This window comes from Marinobacter shunpengi (assembly GCF_045449695.1).
Classification (GTDB): Bacteria; Pseudomonadota; Gammaproteobacteria; order Pseudomonadales; family Oleiphilaceae; genus Marinobacter.
Genome location: NZ_JBJJKZ010000012.1, coordinates 154559 through 175025, shown reverse-complemented (window position 1 = coordinate 175025; position 20467 = coordinate 154559). Strand labels below are relative to the sequence as shown.

Annotated in this window: 18 protein-coding genes; 5 read left to right on the top strand and 13 right to left on the bottom strand. The window is 61.5% G+C overall.

All coding sequences use genetic code 11. The features are described from left to right. Nucleotides 1-136 precede the first annotated feature (136 nt). The 4 genes from ACJO2E_RS07410 to ACJO2E_RS07395 form a co-directional block, all read right to left on the bottom strand. Nucleotides 137-766: a hypothetical protein gene (locus ACJO2E_RS07410; protein WP_406963247.1), complete on the bottom strand. Its 630-nt coding sequence runs from the start codon at nt 764-766 to the stop codon at nt 137-139. Nucleotides 767-984: 218 nt separating this feature from the next. Beyond that, nucleotides 985-1491, bottom strand: coding sequence for a DUF192 domain-containing protein (locus tag ACJO2E_RS07405; protein WP_406963246.1), 507 nt, complete (start codon nt 1489-1491; stop codon nt 985-987). A gap of 13 nt (nt 1492-1504) precedes the next feature. Continuing rightward, on the bottom strand, nt 1505-2266 hold the full coding sequence (locus tag ACJO2E_RS07400) for an ABC transporter permease (RefSeq protein ID WP_406963245.1): 762 nt from the start codon (nt 2264-2266) through the stop codon (nt 1505-1507). A 31-nt stretch (nt 2267-2297) separates the two neighbouring features. Beyond that, nucleotides 2298-3221: an ABC transporter ATP-binding protein gene (locus ACJO2E_RS07395; RefSeq protein WP_406963244.1), complete on the bottom strand. Its 924-nt coding sequence runs from the start codon at nt 3219-3221 to the stop codon at nt 2298-2300. Nucleotides 3222-3419: 198 nt separating this feature from the next. Between ACJO2E_RS07395 and ACJO2E_RS07390 the strand changes: the two genes are divergently transcribed. Continuing rightward, the gene (locus ACJO2E_RS07390; RefSeq protein ID WP_406963243.1) at nt 3420-3857 is read left to right on the top strand and encodes a hypothetical protein; all 438 of its coding nucleotides are present in this window, start codon (nt 3420-3422) and stop codon (nt 3855-3857) included. A gap of 18 nt (nt 3858-3875) precedes the next feature. On the opposite strand, the gene ACJO2E_RS07385 is transcribed toward ACJO2E_RS07390, so the two are convergent. The 3 genes from ACJO2E_RS07385 to ACJO2E_RS07375 are packed head-to-tail and all read right to left on the bottom strand — an operon-like array spanning nt 3876 to nt 6901. Then, a complete protein-coding gene (locus ACJO2E_RS07385) occupies nt 3876-5366 on the bottom strand; it encodes a PhnE/PtxC family ABC transporter permease (protein WP_406963242.1) in 1491 nt (496 codons plus the stop codon). A 12-nt stretch (nt 5367-5378) separates the two neighbouring features. Then, complete coding sequence (locus ACJO2E_RS07380; RefSeq protein WP_406963241.1) at nt 5379-6035, bottom strand: phosphonate ABC transporter ATP-binding protein; 657 nt, start codon at nt 6033-6035, stop codon at nt 5379-5381. Then, nucleotides 6035-6901, bottom strand: coding sequence for a putative selenate ABC transporter substrate-binding protein (locus ACJO2E_RS07375; RefSeq protein ID WP_406963240.1), 867 nt, complete (start codon nt 6899-6901; stop codon nt 6035-6037). Before ACJO2E_RS07375 ends, ACJO2E_RS07380 begins: the two co-directional genes overlap by 1 nt. 126 nt (nt 6902-7027) lie before the next feature. On the opposite strand from ACJO2E_RS07375, the gene senB reads away from it, so the two are divergent. Next, nucleotides 7028-8002, top strand: coding sequence for a selenoneine biosynthesis selenosugar synthase SenB (senB, locus tag ACJO2E_RS07370; protein ID WP_406963239.1), 975 nt, complete (start codon nt 7028-7030; stop codon nt 8000-8002). Here senB and selD read toward each other — a convergent pair. From selD to ACJO2E_RS07350, 4 genes are all read right to left on the bottom strand, one after another. Next, the gene (gene selD / locus ACJO2E_RS07365) at nt 7986-10256 is read right to left on the bottom strand and encodes a selenide, water dikinase SelD (RefSeq protein ID WP_406963238.1); all 2271 of its coding nucleotides are present in this window, start codon (nt 10254-10256) and stop codon (nt 7986-7988) included. The genes senB and selD overlap by 17 nt on opposite strands. Then, entirely contained in the window at nt 10253-10972 is a 720-nt protein-coding gene (locus tag ACJO2E_RS07360) for a helix-hairpin-helix domain-containing protein (RefSeq protein ID WP_406963237.1), read from the bottom strand. Before ACJO2E_RS07360 ends, selD begins: the two co-directional genes overlap by 4 nt. Before the next feature lie 140 nt (nt 10973-11112). Further along, nucleotides 11113-11523, bottom strand: a complete 411-nt coding sequence (locus ACJO2E_RS07355) for a hypothetical protein (RefSeq protein ID WP_406963236.1) — start codon at nt 11521-11523, stop codon at nt 11113-11115. A gap of 247 nt (nt 11524-11770) precedes the next feature. Then, nucleotides 11771-13324: a GNAT family N-acetyltransferase gene (locus ACJO2E_RS07350; protein ID WP_406963235.1), complete on the bottom strand. Its 1554-nt coding sequence runs from the start codon at nt 13322-13324 to the stop codon at nt 11771-11773. Nucleotides 13325-13520: 196 nt separating this feature from the next. Here ACJO2E_RS07350 and ACJO2E_RS07345 point away from each other — a divergent pair, with 196 nt between their 5' ends. Next, nucleotides 13521-15407: a methyl-accepting chemotaxis protein gene (locus ACJO2E_RS07345; RefSeq protein WP_406963234.1), complete on the top strand. Its 1887-nt coding sequence runs from the start codon at nt 13521-13523 to the stop codon at nt 15405-15407. Between the two features lie 14 nt (nt 15408-15421). On the opposite strand, the gene ACJO2E_RS07340 is transcribed toward ACJO2E_RS07345, so the two are convergent. Further along, nucleotides 15422-16354, bottom strand: coding sequence for a transporter substrate-binding domain-containing protein (locus ACJO2E_RS07340; protein ID WP_406963233.1), 933 nt, complete (start codon nt 16352-16354; stop codon nt 15422-15424). 134 nt (nt 16355-16488) lie between these two features. After that, nucleotides 16489-18303 carry a DNA helicase RecQ gene (gene recQ, locus ACJO2E_RS07335; protein WP_406963588.1) on the bottom strand — a complete coding sequence of 605 codons (1815 nt, stop codon included), beginning with the start codon at nt 18301-18303 and terminating at the stop codon, nt 16489-16491. 219 nt (nt 18304-18522) lie between these two features. Here recQ and ACJO2E_RS07330 point away from each other — a divergent pair, with 219 nt between their 5' ends. Next, entirely contained in the window at nt 18523-19713 is a 1191-nt protein-coding gene (locus ACJO2E_RS07330) for a lysophospholipid acyltransferase family protein (protein ID WP_406963232.1), read from the top strand. Between the two features lie 75 nt (nt 19714-19788). Continuing rightward, nucleotides 19789-20454, top strand: a complete 666-nt coding sequence (locus tag ACJO2E_RS07325) for an alpha/beta hydrolase (RefSeq protein ID WP_406963231.1) — start codon at nt 19789-19791, stop codon at nt 20452-20454. The last annotated feature ends 13 nt before the right edge of the window (nt 20455-20467 follow it).

Genomic DNA, 20467 nt, shown 5'->3' with positions numbered 1-20467 from the left:
GGTTAAACACGACTACCGCGATAACGCGGGTAGCAAACGTTGGCCCTTACTGCCGGAACAGGCCCTGGAAAACTGCAGGGGGTACTGCGTCTGCAATTGAATTCGGGTTACAGCGTGGGCAGGACTTGCGCCCGCCCTACGACCTGACTTCCCGCCGGCGGGCGGGACGGTCAATAACGAAATACTTGATGGGATCCAGAAACAGCTTGAACACCAGTAGCATCAGCAGGCAGGTGCTGCTGAGCATCAGGAAATAGAACGCCAGGATGTTTTCCATACCGGTGTTGAAGTTGAGGGACCGGGCAATGCCCAGCACCAGGGGGAAGCCCCAGGAAATGATGGAAATGCTGGAGAAGGTGAACATCATGGCCTTCTCGTCGACGGTGACCCGGTGGAACATCTGATGCCCCAGGTTCCGGTCAAGGATGGGGAATACCTTGTGGTGCAGGAAATAGCCGTTGACGGTCAGGACCACCACAATGACCAGTTTTGCCCAGATCTTGGGGTTGCCCAGCAGTTCGGGCTGGTGCTGCCAGTAGATCCAGAGGAAGGCCAGGCCGGTCACCCACAGGATGAACAGGCCGGTACTGACCAGGCGGGCGATAAAGTGGAACAGCACCAGCTTCTCCCGGGTGATGCGCTCCAGGTAGAAGTAGCGGAAGGCAATGATATCCAGGGTCAGGGCGCCGCCGACGCCCAGTGCAAGACCAATCAGGTGGCCGGCAATGAACAGGGTTTTCAGCGTTTCAACGGAGGGCAGATCCATCTCGCGACATCCTTGGCTTGACTCCCTTGGCCCGGGACATCCTTCTCCGGGTCGACCTGGCAACATTCACATAAATGAAATATTATTCATTAATGACAGTCACTTACGACCGGTCAGCAATAAAAACCGCGGGAAGTATAAGGATATACGCAAGAGCAGGGACAGGGGAGAAACCGGAGGCTGTGAGACTGTTCAACCGGGCAGCGGGAAAGTGATACCTAATCAACCGTGGGACAGGTCGTATGGTCGTTCAGGTTTGTGATTAACCTGTCTCCGATATTTACATGATTTTCCTCGAAAAAGTCGGCGTTCATCTCCAGTACGTTCCGGTGACCGACCCCGGGAATCCAGCTTGGGCACTGAGTGGCGGATTCGGTCTCGCAGGGCACCATGGTGTCCATGGCCACGATGACACCGTCTTCATCCAGCCATGCGATATCCAGGGGGATCAGGGTGTTGTACATCCAGAAGCCCGCCCTGGGGCCCCGGTTCTCCTGGTAGACGAACAGCATCCCGCCGTTGTCCGGCAGGGAGGTGCGCTCCATCAGTCCGAAGCGATGCTGGAGCGGTTCAATGGCCTGCTCCAGCTTCACGGGGATGGCTTCGGATTCGGTGACCAGACAGGCCTGGTAGGGTTCCAGGAACTGGGGAGGCGGGGCCTGCTCCGCCATGGCGACAGGGGTAGCCAGCAGCATTGTCGCTATCCAGGTTGTCCGCCAGTTCATGAGCAGTCTCCGGTCAGGGTTTGAGTCGGTAGCCGGTACGGAAGATCCAGGCAATCAGCACCATGCACAGAGTCAGGAAGACGATGATCATGCCGACACTGATACCGATATGGATATCAGAAACACCATAGAATGCCCAGCGGAACCCGGAAATCAGGTACACCACCGGGTTGAACAGGGTGATGGTCTGCCAGATCTCCGGCAGCATGTCGATGGAATAGAAGGTGCCGCCCAGGAACACCAGGGGCGTGACGATCATCAGCGGAACAATCTGCAGTTTCTCGAAGCCGTCAGCCCAGACACCGATGATAAAGCCGAACAGGCTGAAGGTGACCGCCGTGAGCACCAGGAAGGCGATCATCCAGAACGGGTGCAGCACGCTGTAGTCCACGAACAGTCGTGCCGTGGCCAGGATGATCAGCCCCAGGATAACGGACTTGGTGGCGGCGGCCCCCACGTAGCCAATGACCACCTCGATATAGGATACCGGCGCCGACAGCACCTCGTAGATGGTGCCGGAGAAGCGGGGCATGTAGATGCCGAAACTGGCGTTGGAAATGCTCTGCATCAGCAGCGTCAGCATGATCAGTCCGGGGATGATGTAGGCGCCATAGCTGATGCCGTCGATATCGCCCATCCGTGACCCGATGGCGGAACCGAACACCACGAAGTACAGCGACGTGGAGATGACCGGGGACGCGACACTCTGCATCAGGGTGCGCCACATGCGGGCCATTTCAAACTTGTAGATGGCGAGGATGCCATACACGTTCATAGTGATACTCCAGTTCTGTCACGGGGCCGGTTCAGTCGTGGTGAACCAGACCGACGAAGATTTCCTCCAGCGAACTCTCCCGGGTCTGCAGGTCCCGGTATTCCACACCCAGTTCGCCCAGGGACCGAAGCAGCAGGGCAACCCCCGTCTGTTCCCGTTGGCTGTCGAAGGTATAGATCAGCTCATAACCGTCCTCGGACAGTTCGATGGGCTGGTCCTTCAGTTCCGGCGGAAGCTCATCCATGGCGGTCTGCAGATGCAGGCGCAGTTCCTTGCGGCCCAGCTTGGACATGAGCGTGCTCTTGTCTTCCACCAGGATCAGCTCACCATTGCGGATGACGCCGATGCGGTCGGCCATCTCCTCCGCCTCCTCGATATAGTGGGTGGTGAGGATGATGGTGACACCGCTTTCCCGGAGTTTGCGGACCATTTCCCACATATCCCGGCGCAGTTCCACGTCCACCCCGGCGGTGGGCTCGTCCAGGAACAGGATGTCGGGTTCATGGGACAGGGCCTTGGCAATCATCACCCGGCGTTTCATGCCGCCGGACAGGGACATCACCCGGTTGTTGCGCTTGTCCCACAGGGACAGGTCGCGCAGGATTTTCTCGATATGGTCCGGGTTGGGGGCCTTGCCGAACAGGCCGCGGCTGAAACTGACGGTGTTCCAGACCTTCTCGAAGGAGTCGGTATTCAGTTCCTGGGGCACCAGGCCGATCTTGGTGCGGGCCTCGCGGAATTCCTTCAGGATGTCGTGGCCCGCCGCCGTCACGGAACCGTGGCTCGGGTTGACCAGCCCGCAGATGATGCTGATCAGTGTGGTCTTGCCGGCGCCATTGGGGCCGAGCAGGGCGAAGATCTCACCCTTCTGGATCTCCAGGGTGACGTCCTTCAGGGCCTGAAAGCCGTCACCGTAGGTCTTGCTGAGGTTCTGGACCGATAATTCCGGGTGCACAGCGGGTACTCCGTCAGCAGGTTTGGAAAAGGCAGGCATTTTCGCACGTTATGGGGTATCAGGGCACCCCGTATAGCCCCTTATAGTTTTGCATGCTATGGGACTTGTCGTTCCGTTGGTGCATTCCGGGCCGAAAGGGCATAATGCCGTCGCCGGGCCCTCCCTCTGTCGGCCCATTGGTGTTAATCGGGATCCTGAATGATACGTGGTCTGTTGATGGTAGTGTTGGTAATCGGGCTGGGAGCCCTTGCCGTTATGGGCCCGCGCTGGTTTGAGTCCAGGTCGGCGGGGGCCAGTGACGCCGGCGACAGACCCGACTGTCATCCGCTACAGGAAGCTTGCCGCTGGCAGACCGATTCCGGCCAAGCCTCTGTCCGCATAGAGCGCCTGGCGGGCAATGAACTGGAACTGACGGCTACCTTGCCGACCGCCCCGGACCGGGTCATGGTCCTGTTGACCGGGGAGACCATGTACATGGGCGAGTATCCCCTCAGGATGGAAACGACCGATGAAACAGGCCATTACCGGCTTCGTTTTGTTCCTCCTTACTGCACCACAGGCGATGCCATGACATGGCGAGCAAGCCTGCGTGCCGACGGCGCTCCCATGGGCATACCTTTCAATGTCCTGTTCTAGCCCACAGAGTAACGGCTTTCAGCAGGTGGGCATGGTCTGCAGGGCCAGTCTACCGCGGATCCTGCGGGACAGGGAGTCGATGCCGATGTTCAGTAGCGCGGTCACCAGGATCAGGATCATGGCCTTGTCGAACTGGATGTTCTGGATCGCGCTGTCCACGTAGAAGCCCAGGGTGTAGATCCCCAGGATGCCGAGGATGGCGGTTTCCCGCATGATGATTTCCCACCGGTAGAACAGGAACGCCAGGAACGACGGGTACAGTCGCGGTACCAGCTCGTAGCCGTAGCGGGTGATGCCACGGGGCGCATCCGGCCTCAGGTACAGGCCACTGGACTGACGGCCGATCAGGTGCCCGATGATACCGCCGTTGTGCAGGGACAGGGCCACCACCGCCGGCAGCATGGATGGTCCCCAGAGCTGCAACAGGATGTAGGCCAGGATGTACTCGGGGGTTGAGCGGGCAATGACCAGCAGCACATGGCCGCCCGTGCGGCTCACCCGGTTGCCGAAGTGCCTGGAGATCAGTGGGAAGGCTGCCAGCGCCACCAGTCCGGTCGCCACCAGGGCCATCTGGGTCAGCAGCAGGGTGTTCCAGATGCCCGGCAAGGCCTGGTCGATCACCAGTTCCGACAGCCACGGCCAGAGTTCATCGCTACCCACGCCTTCCCTCAGTGGCGCGGGCACGATGTCCTCGGTAAAGAACCGTTTAACGTTGCCCCACACGATGGGCAACCCGTCCCCCAGGAAAAAGGGCGCGGCGACAATGTAGAAGGGCAGCAGGCGGGGACGTACCCACAGGGGAATGGTGGCAATCAGCCCATAGAACAGCAACAGCACCGCGCCGGCCTCGGAATAGTGCCCCTGGGAGAAGGACGATTCCAGGAAGAAGCCGAGGGTGGGCAGTCCCACGAAGCCGAGGATGGCACTGGAGCGCAGGCCACATTCCAGGCGGTAGGAGGTATAGGTACGCAACTGGTCCCAGCAGTCCGGGATACGGGCATAGACAAAGGCTGATAGTGCGCCCACGCCGGGCGGCAACAGGGTCCGGGGCTCGGGATCGGCCTCGTCCAGGATCTCGGAGTACACCTTGGCGAAGATGCCGGAGTAGGGGATGGCGATGGCCAATACTCCGGTGAGCGGGTGGAAACCGAAGAACTGCAGGAAAATCAGCGCCCAGAAGAGTTCGTGGATGGCCCGGATAAAGGCGCAAAAGGTGCGTACCAGCCGGATCCGGTAGATCAGCGCCAGCCCGAAGCCGCAGATGCTGCCAATGGTGACGCCGACAAAGGCAAAGGAGACGGTTCGCAGCAGCGCGGTGGCCAGGCCTTCGCTGGAAAAGAAATCCGGGGTTATCATCCCCCAGAAAAACCGGAACAGGTCCTGCCAGGGATTGGCGGTGGTAATGGCGATATCCGAGAACGCCAGGCATACCAGGGCCAGGACCAGGAAACCGAAACTGGTGCGGGCGGTTCTGGAGCGGCTCAGGGGCACATTGGGCCAGGCTGGCATGGGCGTCTACCGTCAGTCGTAGAGTGGTCGGATATCCGCGGGCGTCAGCTCGTGGCTGGGTGCGTCCAGGGCTATCTCGCCGTTGCGGATGCCCACCACCCGCGTTGAGTATTCCAGGGCCAGGTCCACGTCGTGCAGGGCGATCAGGTAAGTGGAGAACCTGGACGTCAGCAGGGACATGACTCGGTGTGCCAGGGGGCCGTCCAGGGCGGATACCGGTTCATCCCCCAGCAGGAAATCCGCCTTGTGGAACAGTGCCCGGGCAATGGCGGTCCGTTGGCGCTGTCCGCCAGACAGGGCGGCGGCGGGGGTCCACAGTTTTTCTTCCATGCCCAGTTGTTGCAGGATCGCTGTCACTGCTTGCCGGTCCGCCTGGAAGGGGCGAACCAGGGACACCAGGTTGTACAGGCTGTTGTGCTGGTCCAGCCGGGCCATGAAGACATTATGGAAAACCGGCAGCGCGTTCACCAGGCCCAGTTCCTGGGGCACCAGGGCGACCTGGCTGGCCACCCGATCGTGGATCAGCCGGATCAGGGTGGACTTGCCGGCGCCACTGCGACCGACTAGGGCGACCTGTTCGCCGGGCCGTATGGTGAGGGACAGCGGGCCCACCACCCGCTGCCCTCCGAAAAAACCGGACAGGCCGTTAAACTCCAGGTCAGTTTCCATCAACGTAGCAGGCCAAGTTCCTCGGCGGTGTCCTCAATGGCGGAATAGTCGTCATTGGAGGCGGGAATGAAGCCTTCCCGGGGGAACCGTTTCAGCAGATCCGGATCGTCCATGTTCAGCAGGGCCTCGGTGACACGCTCCTTGAAACCTTCGCCAAAACGCTCGTTGACGTCACCACGGATGGTCCATTGATAATCGGCGTACTCCGGGGTTTCCCAGATCACCTGAACCTTGTCAGTGTCCACCTCGCCGTTCTCGACGGCGGTTTCCCAGACCTTGAAGTTGAGCGCGCCAACATCATAGGTGCCGGCTTCCACCAGGCGGATGGTGCGGGTGTGGTTGCCGCTGAAGCCGACACGGGAGAACACCTCGTCGGGCGCTTCGGAGAACGCTTCGCGAAGGTAGTACTCGGGCATCAGTCGACCGGAAGTGGAGCCCTTGGAGCCGAAGGTGAAGGTTTTGTCCCGCAGGGCATCGGACAGTTCGCTGGCCGGTTCCAGCCCGGATTCGGTATTGGCGATGAAGTAGCTCCGGAATCGGGTGTCCTCCACGCCCTGGGCAATCGCCTCCGAGCCCGGTACCAGCCGACGGGCCTGGACCCCGGACAGGCCACCGAACCAGGCCAACTGCACCTGGTTGTTGCGGAAGGCGGATACGGCGGCAGCGTAGGATTTCACCGGGACATAGCGTACATCGACGTCGAGCTGCTCCTCCAGGTAGGCCTCCACGGCGCCAAAACGCTCAACCAGCTGGGTTTCATCCTGGTCCGGAATGGCGGTGAAGACGAATGTCTCCGCAGCGGCGGATAGGGCAAAGGTCTGCATGGCGGCGGCTATGGTAGCCAGGCCAAAGAGTTTTCTGAGCATAGGAGTCATTCCTTGAAGTGACGGGGTCAGGCACCAATGTGCCGGTTGTAATGATACTCTACGATAGCCTGACTGGATTAGCCTAACGTAGAAATCATCAGACACATTCTGAATGGTAGCAACTTAATGAAACTACTGCTATTGACGCCGGCGCCGGAGGGCTCCCTGTCCGGCAACAGGGCCACCGCCGAGCGTTGGGCCGGACTGCTGGAACAGGCGGGGCACCGGGTTGTTGTCGGGACCGACTATGATCCCTGGGAGGCCGACGGCGCTGATCTGCTGATTGCACTCCACGCCTGGCGGAGCCGGGAGACCGTCGCCCGCTGGCGTCGGGAACAGCCCGGCAAGCCCGTTGTTGTCGCCCTGACCGGGACCGACCTGTACCGCTACCAGTTCACCAAGCCCGAACAGACCCTGCCAACCATGGAGCAGGCCGACCGGTTGATCGTGCTGCACCGCCTGGCGGCCCGGGATGTTCCCCACCGCTTGCAGGGGCGGGTCAGTGTGGTGTTGCAGTCAACGGAACAGCCTGACGCCCCGGTCAGCCCGTCACCGGACCACTTTGATGTGTGTGTGATCGGACACCTGAGGGACGAGAAAGACCCCCTGAGGGCCGCCCTGGCCGCCCGGCAGCTACCACCGGCCTCGGCCATCCGGGTGTTGCAGGCGGGGCGGGCGCACAGTGAGGAATGGGCGCAGGCCGCCCGTCGGGAAATGGCCGATAACCCGCGTTACCATTGGCTGGGCGAACTGGACCGGAGTGCCACCCGACGCCTGATGGCCAGCAGCCGGATCATGGTCATCAGTTCCATCATGGAGGGAGGGGCCAACGTGGTGTCCGAGGCGTGCCGTGCCGGCTTGCCGGTACTGGCTTCCGACATTCCCGGTAACCGGGGCCTGCTGGGGGAGCAGTACCCGGGGCTCTATCATGTGAGGGACGAGGCCGCCCTTGCGCAGCGGCTGGCCAGGGCGGAGAACGACGCCGACTGGCTGGCCGGCCTGGCGGCCATTGTCAGTGACCTGGCGGAGGATTTCACGCCCCGGCGGGAACAGGCGGCCCTGGAAGAGGCCATCGCCCGGGCGATCAGTCCCTCAGGGTGATGGGTTCGATGGCTTCCCCCTGGGCCGTCACCTCGCCGATGATGGCGGTCAGGGGATAGCCCAGGGATCGAAGCTCTTCCACGCAGGCCTCGGCCCGGTCAGCGGGCACGCTGGCCAGCAGACCACCGGCGGTCTGGGGGTCGAAGATCAGTGGGTAGCGGGGATGGTCAACCCAGCGGGCCTGGTCCCGGATACCCCGGCGCAGGCGGATGTTGGCCGGTTGCAGGGAACTGAGGATGCCCTCGGCGGCGGTTTCCTCGGCACCCGGCAGGATGGGGATGGCAGACAGGTCAAGCACGGCGTCCACTTCCGATGGCCGGGTCATCTCCACCAGGTGGCCCAGCAGGCCAAAACCGGTGACATCGGTGCAGGCCCTGGAGCCGTAACGGAGCAGGCAGCGGGCCCCCTCCAGGTTGGACTGCATCATCGAGGCGAGGGCGGCGTCGATCCAGCGCCCCCGGGCTGCCAGCCTGGCATGGGCGGCGAACAGGGTGCCGGTACCGATGGCCTTGGTGAGGATCAGTTTGTCGCCAGGCTTCAGCCCGCCCTTGCTCATCACCTGATCCGGATCGATCAGGCCGTTCACCGCAAAACCCAGTGCCAGTTCCTTGCCCTCGCCGGTGTGGCCGCCCACCAGGGCGCAGCCGGCTTCGTTGAGCACTTCCACCGCTCCGGACATCATCTGGAACACCACGTCTTCCACCTTCGACTCGATGCCGTAGGGCACCGTGGCCACGGCAGTGGCACTCTGGGCCTCGGCGCCCATGGCGAATACATCCCCCAGGCTGTGGTTGGCGGCCACCCGGCCGAACACGTAGGGGTCGTCGATAAAGGCGCGGAAGAAGTCCACTGTGTGCACCACGGCCTTGCCGGGAGGCACCGTCAGCACGGCGGCATCGTCCGGGGCGTGGAGCCCCACCAGGATATCGTCCCGCTCGATGGGGCGCAGTTCCCCCAGGGCCCGGGACAGCACGGTGCTGCCCACCTTGGCGCCGCAGCCACCGCATCGCATGGCCACCGCCGAGATAGCCTGGGAGGCCTCCTCGGGGTTCTGGGCGGCGGCGGTGTCGGGCAGGGCGGCGGATTCCTCCATGGCCGGCAGCTCATTGAATTTCTTCATGAAGCGGCGGTCGATCCAGTCCTTCCAGCGCCACACCAGGCGCCCCTGCATGAAGCGGTCACCCTTTGAGGCGATGGCGTACTTGTCACCGGTGCTGATCAGCGCCAGCCAGGTCTTCTGCGGGATGAACGGTTTGGGCTTTTTTCCGATGGCGGCGCGACGGAGGTTTTCCGACAGGGGCGGCCCCTGACGCACGGCGAACACACCGGCTTTCTCACGGGGGTGGTCCACCACGTTGGCAATATCCCCGGCGGCGAAGATGTCGTCATCGGTCTCGGTCTGAAGGGTGTCCCGGCAACGTATAAAGCCACCGTCGTCCAGGGCCAGGCCCGTGTCCCGCAGCCATTCAGGGCCACCGGCCCGGGTCACCCAGAGCACTTCATCCAGGTCGAAGGCGTGGCCGTTATCGGTACGCAGGTGTCCCGCCTCGACAGCGGTCACGGCGCTGCCCAGGTGGGTGTGCACATGCCGCTGTTTCAGGGTTCGGGCAAACGCCTGTCGCACCCGGTCGTTATGGGTGGGGAGAAGGTCACCAGCCTGGTCGAAAAGGTGGAAGGAGAGCTGGTCCGGGTCCTTGCCCCGGGCCTGGTATTCATGGCGCAGGCGGTGCTGCATGGCCAGGGTCAGTTCGACCCCGCCGGCGCCGGCGCCGACAACGCCGATGGCCATGGGGCCCTGGTGGGTCTCGGCCCGCTCCAGCAACGCCAGCCAGCGCTGGTTGAAGCCATTGATGGGCTTGACCGGCACGGCATACTCTCCGGCACCGGGCACTTCACCCACCTGCGGGGTAGAGCCGATATTGATGGACAGCAGATCATAGGGTACCGACGGACGCCCCCGGCAGATGATCCGCTTGTTAGTGCGGTCGATGTCGACGGCCTCGTCCCGGTAGAAGCGGGCACCGGCAAATTCCGCCAGGTTGCTCAGGTCAATGTGGCATTCATCATAGGTGTAGTGGCCAGCAACGTAGCCGGGCAGCATGCCGGAGTAGGGGGTGTGCGTGTCGCGACAGATCAGTGTGAGGCGAACCCCCGGCACTGGTTTCATCGCAAAACGTTTGAGGACTCCAACGTGGCTGTGGCCACCACCAATCAATACGATGTCACGCAGTACCGGTTGTTCCGCTTCCTTCATCCGATCAGTTTCTTCGCTTCGTTAGGCCAGTCACTGAAGCCTTTCATGCTGGAGAACTGGTTCAGTTTCTCCTGCTCGGCTTCGGTGGGGCTGGCAATCTGGTTAATGGAGGTAATGCCAGCACCCTGCAACTTACGGGCGGTGACCGGGCCAATGCCCTTGATACGGGTCAGGTCGGACAGGTCGTTACCCTTGGCGGCCGCCTTTACGGTGGCGCCGGTCTTGCGGGCGCCGGCCCTGGTGTTGGTGGCTGCTTTCCTGGCACCGGATTTCGCCTTGGTGGCGGTCTTCTTTCCAGCCTTGCTTGCCGTTTTGGCTGTGGTCTTGCCCGCCGATTTCGCGGTCTTGGCTGTTTTCCTGGTTTCCTGCTCCAGGGACTTGGTAACCGCCTCCTGGCCCCGCTTGGCTTCGCGCTGGGCAATGCCGAGGCGGTCCATCACCGAGTCCTGGATTTTCTGGAACTCTTCCATCCGGCGGTCCAGCTCATCGTGAAAACGCTTCATTTCGCGCTCACGGAGCTCGTCGATCTCCTTCATCAGCTTGCGGACCGGCTCCTGGATCTGGTTCTGGAGTGAATCAAGCTGTTTGAAGGCGTCGTCCACCAGTCTTTCGATCTGCCCGGAGGTCTTCTCGAATTCCTTGTTGACCTTTTTGACGATCTTTTCGACGTTGGGGCGTTTGTTGTCGGTCTTACTGCTCTTGCTGGTCTTGGCCATGGTACCGCTCCCTGTTCACGGGTTGTGACGAGCTAACGGATAGTCCGTTAAGGTAGCCGGTCGGATGACCGACCGACGGAATTTGTGGCAGTGCTGACCCTGAATGGACTCCCTCCGGCCCGCAAAAGAGCAGGAGGGGTTCAGGCGGTTGCACCCAGGCTGGGATTTTCGCGGCGGGAAAGCAGGGACTTCTTGCGGTCAAGTACGTCGCGAATGCGCTCGAACTGCTCCGAACGCTCAGCCTTCGGGCGGTAGTCACTTGCAATAAAATCAATATGATAAAAGAAATTGCTACAGTACTTTCTTCGCTCGGTGATCAGCCCGGTCAGGCCGTTTGCCTGGAGGTTCTCGAACGGCATATCCATTTCCAGGTCCAATCCGAGGGTTTCGCCCGGTTCAAACACCTTATCGGTTTTCAATACGCAACCGAACTGATTCAGATCAAACAGACTGGCTTCTACCAGTTCCTTGCGGAATAGCCCTTTCTTCAGGGTGAACCGCGCTACCAGGTCTGGCAGGGGGGTGTGGTAAGCATTGTCTGACATTGGCATGGCTCATTTCCCTGGGCGGCGCAGACCGCCAACAACATTTATTATACTCGACGCGTCAGGGAGTCTTTGAATGGAGCCTGACGGATGACACTCAGGATCTATTCAGGGACTCCCCGGATATTATGGTTGTGTTCCCAGTGCGTAAACTTTAGTCACCGGAAAACGGTTTGGCAACAGTTTCAGTATCGTAGCGGGTGCACTTAATGTGCGTTGCCGCCCGTTTCACGACAAAGGATGAGGCGCGGTCTCAGCTATCATCCTCTACGATATCATGATCCTTGTCGTTCGTGTGTAAGGTGTACAAATCCGTGCGCCGGTCCTTGAGGTTGGTTACCGAGCCCTCGTTGCGAACCAGCTTGAGTTTTTCCAGGTCCAGGTCGGAGAACATAATCATCTCGGTGTTGGGGGTGGTTTCCGCCATCACCGCGTCGTGGGGGAAGGCGAAATCCGACGGTGAGAACACCGAGGACTGGGCATACTGAACGTCCAGGTTCTCCACCTTGGGCAGGTTGCCGACACTGCCGGTAATGACCACGTAGCACTCGTTCTCGATGGCACGGGCCTGGGCGCAATGGCGAACCCGCAGGTAGCCGTTCTTGGTGTCGGTCCAGAACGGCACGCAGATGATATCCACCTCCTCGGCGGCGGCCATGCGCCCCAGTTCCGGGAACTCGATGTCGTAGCAGATCATGATGGCGACGCGTCCGGCATCGGTATCGAATACCTCGAATCGGCTTCCTCCCTCGATCACCCAGTCCCGGCGTTCATGGGGCGTAATGTGGATCTTCCGCTGCTCGTCCACCCGACCGTCGCGATGGCACAGGTAGGAGACGTTGTAGACCCGGTCATCCTCGATCAGGGGCATGGAGCCGGTGACAATATTGATGTTGTAGCTTACCGCCATCTCGGACATTTCATTGCGGAACTGCTCGGTGAAACCGGCCAGGAAACGGATGGCCCGGGTCTGGTCCATCTGGTCGGTGAGCCCCATCAGCGGTGCGTTAAAGAACTCCGGGAACAGGGCGATATCGCTCTTGTAGTCGGACAGGGCATCGACAAAGTATTCCACCTGTTTCAGCACTTCCTCTACAGAGGTGAATTCCCGCATCTGCCACTGGACCGCCCCCATGCGCACCTGGGTCCTGCGGGTGTTGAGCACCGTGGAGGGCGGGGTATAGAGGATGTTGTTCCACTCGAGGAGTGTGGCGTAACCCAATGATTTTTCATCCTCCGGCAGGTATTTGTGCATCAGCCGGGTGACCTGGAAATCATTCGAGAGCTGGAAGGTCAGGATGGGGTCGTAAATCTCCTTGCGATCCACCCGCTGGATGTACTCCGCCGGCGTGTACTGACTGGCATACTTGTGGTAGTTGGGGATACGGCCACCCGCCAGGATGGCCCGCAGGTTCTTGGACCGGCAGAGTTCCTTGCGGGCCTCGTAAAGGCGGCGACCCAGGCGATAGCCCCGGTAGTCCGGATGGATGAACACATCCAGGCCGTACAGGGAATCGCCATTGGCGTTGTGCCAGATCTTCTCGTTGCGGAGGATCAGGTCGTCATAGGTGTGGGGGTTGCTGAAGCGCTCGTACTTCACGCAGACCGTCAGCGCGACCGCCACCAGCTCACCACTGTCCTCAATGCAGATCTGGCCATCCGGGAACTGGTCGACCAGCGCCTTGATGGTGTCCCGGGGCCAGGCACCGCCAATATCGTTGTAGACCCGGTCCATCAGCACCTTGAGTTGCTCATAGTCACTGTCTTCAAGGTTGCGCAGGCTCAGGTGCAGTTCTTCATGTGCCATGGCGATGGTGGCTCCTGTTCGATAGGGGGTGTTCAAGACCCATTGTAGACACTGACCGGGATTGGCGGTGTCGCCAGCCTCTGTATCAGGGTGCCGAAAACCGTGATGGTATCAGAAGTTTGTTAAAGACTTCGTCCCCGTGGCCGACATGCATTCCAGTAACGCCTTCCAGCCTATTCACCACGGGAGAACGCCAGTGAATCTGTCCTTCGGCCAGAAACTGCTGATCGCATTCGGTATTTTGCTTGTCCTTGTAGTCGGTAGCTACGCCGTTACCGGCGACCACCGACTGACCGCCACCACAAGCCGCTATGTCGAGTCCATGGCGGCGGATACCGCCAGCCAGGCCACGGCGAGTATCGCGGAGTGGCTCAACACCCGACTGAAGATGACCGAGGGCGTTGCCGGGGCGCTGGCGTCGGCGGAAGACGACGGGCAGGCGAGGGCCATCCTGCAGTCCGCCAACGTCGGTGGCGGGTTCAACAACGTCTATGTGGGACGCACCGATGGCAAGATGCTGATGCCCGACCGTGAAGCGCAACAGACCCTGCCTGACGGTTACGATCCCCGTACCCGCCCCTGGTACAAGCTGGCGCAGGAGCTGGGTCGGGCCTCTATTACCAAGCCCTACAAGGACGCCTCGTCGGGGCAGATGATCCTGTCGACCCTGGCGCCGGTGAGCTCCGGGGAATATCGGGGCGTGGCCGGGGCGGACATTACCCTGGATGTGGTGGATGAGCTTCTGGGTAGCGTCAACCTGGCGGATACCGGTTATGTCGCCCTGGTCGGTGGTGACGGCACGGTGCTCTACCATCCAAACAGTGATCTGGTGGGGGAACCCATTTCCGGGTTTCTGGGGCAGGAGCCTCGGTTCGGTGGTGAAGCCAGTACCGTGGTCATTGAGGAGACTCCGTGGCGGGTAAGCTTCCACGAGATTGAGCAGGCCCGTGGCGTGAACTGGCGCCTGGCCATGTTTGCCAATGAGGATCTGGTGAACGCGCCGGTCCGCAAGGCCCGCACCACAGGCCTTCTGATCCTGGTGGTCGGCCTGGTGGTTGCCCTGATCCTGCTGCACCTGGGTATCCGGGTGCTGATGCGACCGGTACATCGCCTGAACAATGCCATGGCGGATATTGCCAGCGGCGACGCGGATCTGACCCGCCGGCTGGATGTGGAGACCAAGGATGAGTTCGGGCGACTGGCCGGGAGCTTCAACGAGTTTGTGGCCAACATCCAGGGGGTTGTCCGGGACGCCCAGCGGGGCGCCGGTGAACTGCATGAGTCAGTGGCGGCCCTGCGCCAGACTGCCAGCACCAGCCGCAGCAGTGTCGAGGGCCAGCAGCAGGAGGTGGACATGATTGCCACGGCGATCAACGAGATGTCCGCCGCCGCTTCGGAAATTGCCCGCAATGCCCAGCAGACCGCCGATGCAGCCCAGACAGCCGATTCCGATGCGCGGGAGACGGTGGGCACGGTGTCCCAGTCCCGGGACGCGGTGGACCGGCTGGCGGAAGAGATTGGCAGTGCCGCCCAGGTGATTGAGCGCCTGGGCCGGGATGTGAATGAGATCACCACGGTACTGGAGGTCATCCAGGGCGTGGCCGAGCAGACTAACCTGCTGGCCCTGAATGCCGCCATCGAGGCCGCCAGGGCCGGCGAGGCGGGCCGTGGTTTTGCGGTGGTGGCCGATGAGGTCCGTAACCTGGCCCAACGCACCCAGAAGAGCACCGGTGAAGTGGGCGCCGTGATCGAGCGTCTCCAGGCCGGGGCCTCTGAAGCGGTGCGGGTGATGGAGGCCTCAACCGAGGTATCCTCGGAAAGCGCGGCGAAGGCCCAGCATGCGATGGATGCCCTGGACCGGATTGCCGCCGCGATCACCTCCATCAACGAGATGACTTCCCAGATCGCCACCGCGTCGGAGGAACAGACCTCGGTCACCGAGGAACTGAACAGCTCGATCACCCGCATTGCAGAGAAAGGTCAGGATGCCGCGGAGGCTGCGTCCGAGAACGACCAGTACAGCAACCGGATCGATTCAGTGGCGTCTGACCTGAACGACAAGGTCCGGCGTTTCCGGGTCTGATCGAGGGCGGGACGCTAAGGCGTGTCCTGTCGGGCAAGGCCGTTGGAGATCCGCCGCCGCAGGGTCTCCAGCACTTCCCGGCCGATGGGCGCCGAGTCATCACTAAGGAGAGGGTTTTCCAGTACCAGCAGTTTGCGCCGGTCGAGATTCAGCGACTCCACGGCACGACCATAGTAGGTGGCGAGGTGCAGTGCAAAGCTGCCGTCGGAGATGGCCCTTTCCAGGCCCAGCTGGATCCTCTGGGCGGTATCGTGATCATCCGGACCGACGAAGAAGTAGGATGGCATGGGGTAAGCAAGCAACAGGTGAGGTTCTATCACCAGGTCGCTGTCATGCACTCGTTCCAGGTCAAACAGCACTTCGCTCACGCCCCGTGCAAAGCAGTCAAACCGGTTCCGCTGCAGCATGTTAAACAGGGTTTCAAACCGCGTATTGGTAATCACCTTGACGCCGTTGGCCTTCAGGATCTCGCTGTCCGGCCAGTGGGTGCCCTGGCCGATGCTGATGTCACGGGCCACCAGGTCGTCCAGGTCTTCCACACCCCGGAACCGCAGAAGGTTATCCTGCCTGACCACACAGACCCGCAATCCCAGCAACCCCCCGTCAATAGGCAGGGGGATGGCGTAGAGGTTGTCTTCCCGCTCAGGAGAGGTAGCCACATTGGCGATGGTGATCAGCCGGTCATCCGCCTCCTGGAGCTCCACCAGAGCGCGTCCCTGGACCATTTCCGGCGATCGCAGAATCCGGTACGGGCCGTACTCCGGGGTCTTGTCGAAGGCCAGCCGCAGTACCGCAAGCACGGCCGGGCTGTCGTAGTTGCGATACCAGAGCCGGTAGACGATCGGGTCGGTACTGTCCCGGGCGGCGGACGGGTTGCCGATGGGTAGCAGTATCAGAAGGGCAAGGAGGATAACACGCTGGAATTGACAGGATCCTGGTAGGGCCATTGAGTCTTCCGAACTGCTGGGCGGTACGCGCGCACTGCGGCATCGAATTATTGGTTATTCAGACAGTGTAGTCGTTTTCCGGCTGTTGCAGCATATATTGTGCAAAAACACGCATTTCCGCCGTCGGGGTGGGCTTATGACCTCGGTGGAAGACTGTCCAGTACGGCCAGGAAAACTGCCCCGTAGCGCTCCAGCTTGGCGCTGCCAACGCCACTGACTTCCGACATTTCCTCCAGGCTGGCCGGGCGCCGCTCCAGTATCTCCATCAGGGTGGTGTCGTGGAAAATAACGAAGGGGGGCACACCCTGTTCGTCCGCCAGTTCCTTGCGTTTCTGTCTGAGCGCCTCCCAGCCTTCCGGGTCTGATATGGACTGGGTACGGGAACGGCGGTCTCCATCCTGGCGCCGGGTCACCTTGCGTTCCGGATCCCGGCGAAGCTCCAGGGCGGCTTCACCCCGCAACACCGGGCGGCAGATTTCGGTCAGTTGGAGGGCGCCATATCCCTCCGGATCGGCCCGCAGGTACCCATTGGCCACCAGTTGCCGGAACACGGATTTCCACTGGTTGACCGACAGCTCGGTACCGATGCCCCAGGTGGACAGGGTCTGGTGCCCCGCCTGCCGGATACGGTCGTTCTCCGATCCTCGCAGCACATCGATCACGTAGTTGACGCCGAAGCGCTGTCCGGTCCGGTAGACGCAGGACAGGGCCTTGCGCACCGCGTCGGTGCCGTCCCAGGTCTCCGGTGGTACCAGACAGGTGTCGCAGTTGCCGCAGGGGGCGTCCAACTGGTCGCCAAAGTAGCGCAGCAGGGCCTGACGACGACAGGTGGTGATCTCGCAGAGGCCCAGCATGGCATCCAGTTTCTGGCGTTCCACCCGTTTGAAGTGGTCATTGCCCTGGGAGGCCTCCAGCATCTGCCGTAGCTTGATCACATCCTGCAGGCCGTAGACCATCCATGCCGTGGAGGGGTTGCCATCCCGGCCGGCGCGACCGGTCTCCTGGTAGTAGGCTTCCAGGCTCTTGGGCAGGTCCAGGTGGGCCACGAAGCGGACATCCGGTTTGTCAATGCCCATGCCGAAGGCAATGGTGGCCACCACGATCACGCCGTCCTCCCGCAGGAAGCGTTCCTGGTTGCGGGCCCGCTCCTCGGCGGGCAGCCCGGCATGGTAGGGAAGGGCAGTGTAGCCTTTCTGTTGCAGGAGTCGGGCGGTGGCGTCCACCTTGTTGCGGGACAGGCAGTAGACAATGCCGGAATCGTCAGGATGCTCGGCCTTGATGAAGTCCAGCAACTGCTTGTTGGCGTTGGTCTTGGGGGCAATGCGGTACTGAATGTTGGGGCGGTCGAAACCACTGATAAAGTGCCGCGCGTCGGTAAGGGACAGGCGCTCGGCGATTTCCTTGCGGGTGCGCTCGTCGGCGGTGGCGGTCAGGGCGATGCGGGGCACATGGGCGAAACGCTCCGCCAGGATGCTCAGGCCCAGGTAATCAGAACGGAAATCGTGCCCCCACTGGGACACACAGTGGGCTTCATCAATGGCGAACAGTGACAGCGATGCATCTTCCAGCAGGCTCAGGGTACGGGGCTGGAGCAGCCGTTCCGGGGCGCAGTACAACAGGTCCAGTTCCCCCCGCAGCAGTGCGTTCTCCGCGTCCATGGCCTGCTCCATGCCCATGGTGGAGTTCAGGAAGGCGGCCCGCACCCCCAGTTGTTGCAGTGCGGCTACCTGGTCCTGCATCAGTGCAATCAGGGGCGAAATCACAATGCCCGTTCCGGGCCGGACCATGGCGGGAATCTGGTAGCAGAGGGACTTGCCGCCGCCGGTGGGCATCAGCACCAGCGCGTTGCCACCATTGACCAGCTCCCGGACGATATCACCTTGCAGGGGACGGAAGGACTCGTAGCCGAATACCTCGTGCAGCACCTGTTCCGGGCTGGCGGAGGGCATCACCGGCTTTTCGGGGCTGAGCTGGTCGAAGTCGGTGTAGGAGTCCATGGATGGCTCGCCGGGTTCGTGAATGAACGCGGGATGATATCAGAATGGGGATTGGTTGTCGGGAGGAGGCATCTGCGGCGCTGCCGCGATACAATAACGCGGTTTTTCGCACCGGCCAACCGGGCCGGGCCTTGTTTATTCGATAAAAAAGGCAACAAGAACAGGACTCTAATGCAGGAATTTGATGCCATACGTCCCTATGGGGATGACGAGGTCGAAGGCGCTGTACGGCGGCTGTCCAACGACCCCGATTTCTTGTTGATGGTGGGGCGGTTCCGCTCCCCCATGCTTGCCCGCTGGCTTCCGGGCCTGCTTCGCAAGCGCGTGAAAAGCTGGTTGAGGAAAGAATTCGGCAGTGCCCGGACCATCCGGGATGTCCAGTTACGGGTGCAGGCGTACGTGACCGACCTGGTGGGCCGGACCACCACCCGCCTGACGTCGTCAGGGCTGGAGCGACTGGATCCGGACACCCCGTACCTCTTCATCTGTAACCATCGGGATATCGTGTTTGATCCGATGGTGGTCAATCACCTGTTACATCTGAACAGTTTCGAGACCACCCGCATCGCCATCGGTGACAATCTGCTCAAGAACCCGGTGTTCGCTGAGATGATGCGCCTGAACAAGAGCTTTGTGGTGCAGCGGGACATCCAGAGCCCCCGGGAAATGCGGCAGGTGTTCCTGACCCTGTCCGGGTTCATCAACCACAGCCTGGATGATGGCCACAGCATCTGGATTGCCCAGCGGGAAGGGCGCGCCAAGGATGGGGTGGATCAGACCGATCCCGCCATCATCAAGATGTTCTACATGAGCCGCAAGAAGGAGGGGCTGGACTTCGCCGAGGCCATGAACCGCATGCGTATCGTGCCGGTGTCCATTGCCTACGAGTACGACCCCTGTGACGTGGACAAGGCCCGGGAGCTGGAAACCCGCGAGCGGACCGGTACTTACACCAAGGCGGAGAACGAGGATTCCGAGCAGATCGTCAAGGGGCTGACCGGCTTCAAGGGTCATGTGCACGTGCACTTCGGCTCACCGATCAGTGATTCGCCCGACAATGCGAAGGACCTGGCGGCCCTGATCGATACCGAGATCCGTGCCAACTACCACCTGCATGCTTCCAACCTGGTGGCCTATAACATGAAAGGGGTACACCCGGCGACTCACGATACCCCGGACGTGGTCGGCGAGGAGGTGGTGACCGCCGAGAGCTGGACCCCGGCAGAGCTGGAAGCGGCGGAAGAGGAACTGGAGCGGCGCATTGAGGCCTGCGACGAGGCCATCCGCCCCTACCTGATTTCCATGTATGCCAACCCGGTGCTGAGTTCGCTCAATGCCCAGGAGGCTAGTGTCCCGCAGTAGGTTAACGAATTACCCAGACGGGACACCAGGGAACCATCCACCAACTGACTTTTTACCGATTGATGACGAGGTGTTATGAACCAACTTGAGTACATCCAGCAGGACACCGGTGAGAACCCGGATGCATCCGTTATCTGGCTCCACGGCCTTGGCGCGAACGGCCATGACTTTGAGCCGGTGGTACCGGAGCTGGGTCTGCCACAGGGCGCTTCGGTCCGCTTTATCTTCCCCCACGCCCCGGAAATTCCGGTGACCATTAACGGCGGCATCCGGATGCCGGCCTGGTATGACATCAAGTCGCTGGAACTGGGCCGCACCGTGGACAAGGATCAACTGGTGGCGTCCGCCCAGGCGGTGGCGGCCCTGGTGGAGCATGAGATCGATCGGGGTGTGAAGTCCGAACGCATCGTGATCGCGGGCTTCTCCCAGGGGGGCGCGGTGGCCTACGAACTGGGCCTGAGTTACCCGAAGCCCCTGGCGGGCATCCTGGCCCTGTCCACTTACTTTGCCACGGCGGATACCGTGCAGTGTTCCGACGCCAACCGGAACATTCCCATCAGTGTGTTCCATGGCACCCATGACCCGATGATACCGGAGGCCCTGGGCCGGGCATCTGTTGAGAAGCTACAGGCCATGGGCTACCAGGCGGATTACCAGACCTGGCCCATGGAGCATGCTGTATGCCTGGAGGAGATCCACGCCATCGGCGAGTTCCTGCGGAACGTCCTGGTGCTCCGATAACGGGATGGTGGAG

Bases quoted from the DNA above. Each gene is read 5' to 3' on its own strand.
- ACJO2E_RS07400 (WP_406963245.1), bottom strand. From the start codon at position 2,266: ATGAACGTGTATGGCATCCTCGCCATCTACAAGTTTGAAATGGCCCGC.
- ACJO2E_RS07330 (WP_406963232.1), top strand. From the start codon at position 18,523: ATGCAGGAATTTGATGCCATACGTCCCTATGGGGATGACGAGGTCGAA.
- senB (WP_406963239.1), top strand. From the start codon at position 7,028: ATGAAACTACTGCTATTGACGCCGGCGCCGGAGGGCTCCCTGTCCGGC.
- ACJO2E_RS07325 (WP_406963231.1), top strand. From the start codon at position 19,789: ATGAACCAACTTGAGTACATCCAGCAGGACACCGGTGAGAACCCGGAT.
- ACJO2E_RS07405 (WP_406963246.1), bottom strand. From the start codon at position 1,491: ATGAACTGGCGGACAACCTGGATAGCGACAATGCTGCTGGCTACCCCT.
- recQ (WP_406963588.1), bottom strand. From the start codon at position 18,303: ATGCCCTCCGCCAGCCCGGAACAGGTGCTGCACGAGGTATTCGGCTAC.
- ACJO2E_RS07380 (WP_406963241.1), bottom strand. From the start codon at position 6,035: ATGGAAACTGACCTGGAGTTTAACGGCCTGTCCGGTTTTTTCGGAGGG.
- ACJO2E_RS07350 (WP_406963235.1), bottom strand. From the start codon at position 13,324: ATGGCACATGAAGAACTGCACCTGAGCCTGCGCAACCTTGAAGACAGT.
- ACJO2E_RS07390 (WP_406963243.1), top strand. From the start codon at position 3,420: ATGATACGTGGTCTGTTGATGGTAGTGTTGGTAATCGGGCTGGGAGCC.
- ACJO2E_RS07375 (WP_406963240.1), bottom strand. From the start codon at position 6,901: ATGCTCAGAAAACTCTTTGGCCTGGCTACCATAGCCGCCGCCATGCAG.
- ACJO2E_RS07410 (WP_406963247.1), bottom strand. From the start codon at position 766: ATGGATCTGCCCTCCGTTGAAACGCTGAAAACCCTGTTCATTGCCGGC.
- ACJO2E_RS07340 (WP_406963233.1), bottom strand. From the start codon at position 16,354: ATGGCCCTACCAGGATCCTGTCAATTCCAGCGTGTTATCCTCCTTGCC.
- selD (WP_406963238.1), bottom strand. From the start codon at position 10,256: ATGAAGGAAGCGGAACAACCGGTACTGCGTGACATCGTATTGATTGGT.
- ACJO2E_RS07385 (WP_406963242.1), bottom strand. From the start codon at position 5,366: ATGCCAGCCTGGCCCAATGTGCCCCTGAGCCGCTCCAGAACCGCCCGC.
- ACJO2E_RS07355 (WP_406963236.1), bottom strand. From the start codon at position 11,523: ATGCCAATGTCAGACAATGCTTACCACACCCCCCTGCCAGACCTGGTA.
- ACJO2E_RS07360 (WP_406963237.1), bottom strand. From the start codon at position 10,972: ATGGCCAAGACCAGCAAGAGCAGTAAGACCGACAACAAACGCCCCAAC.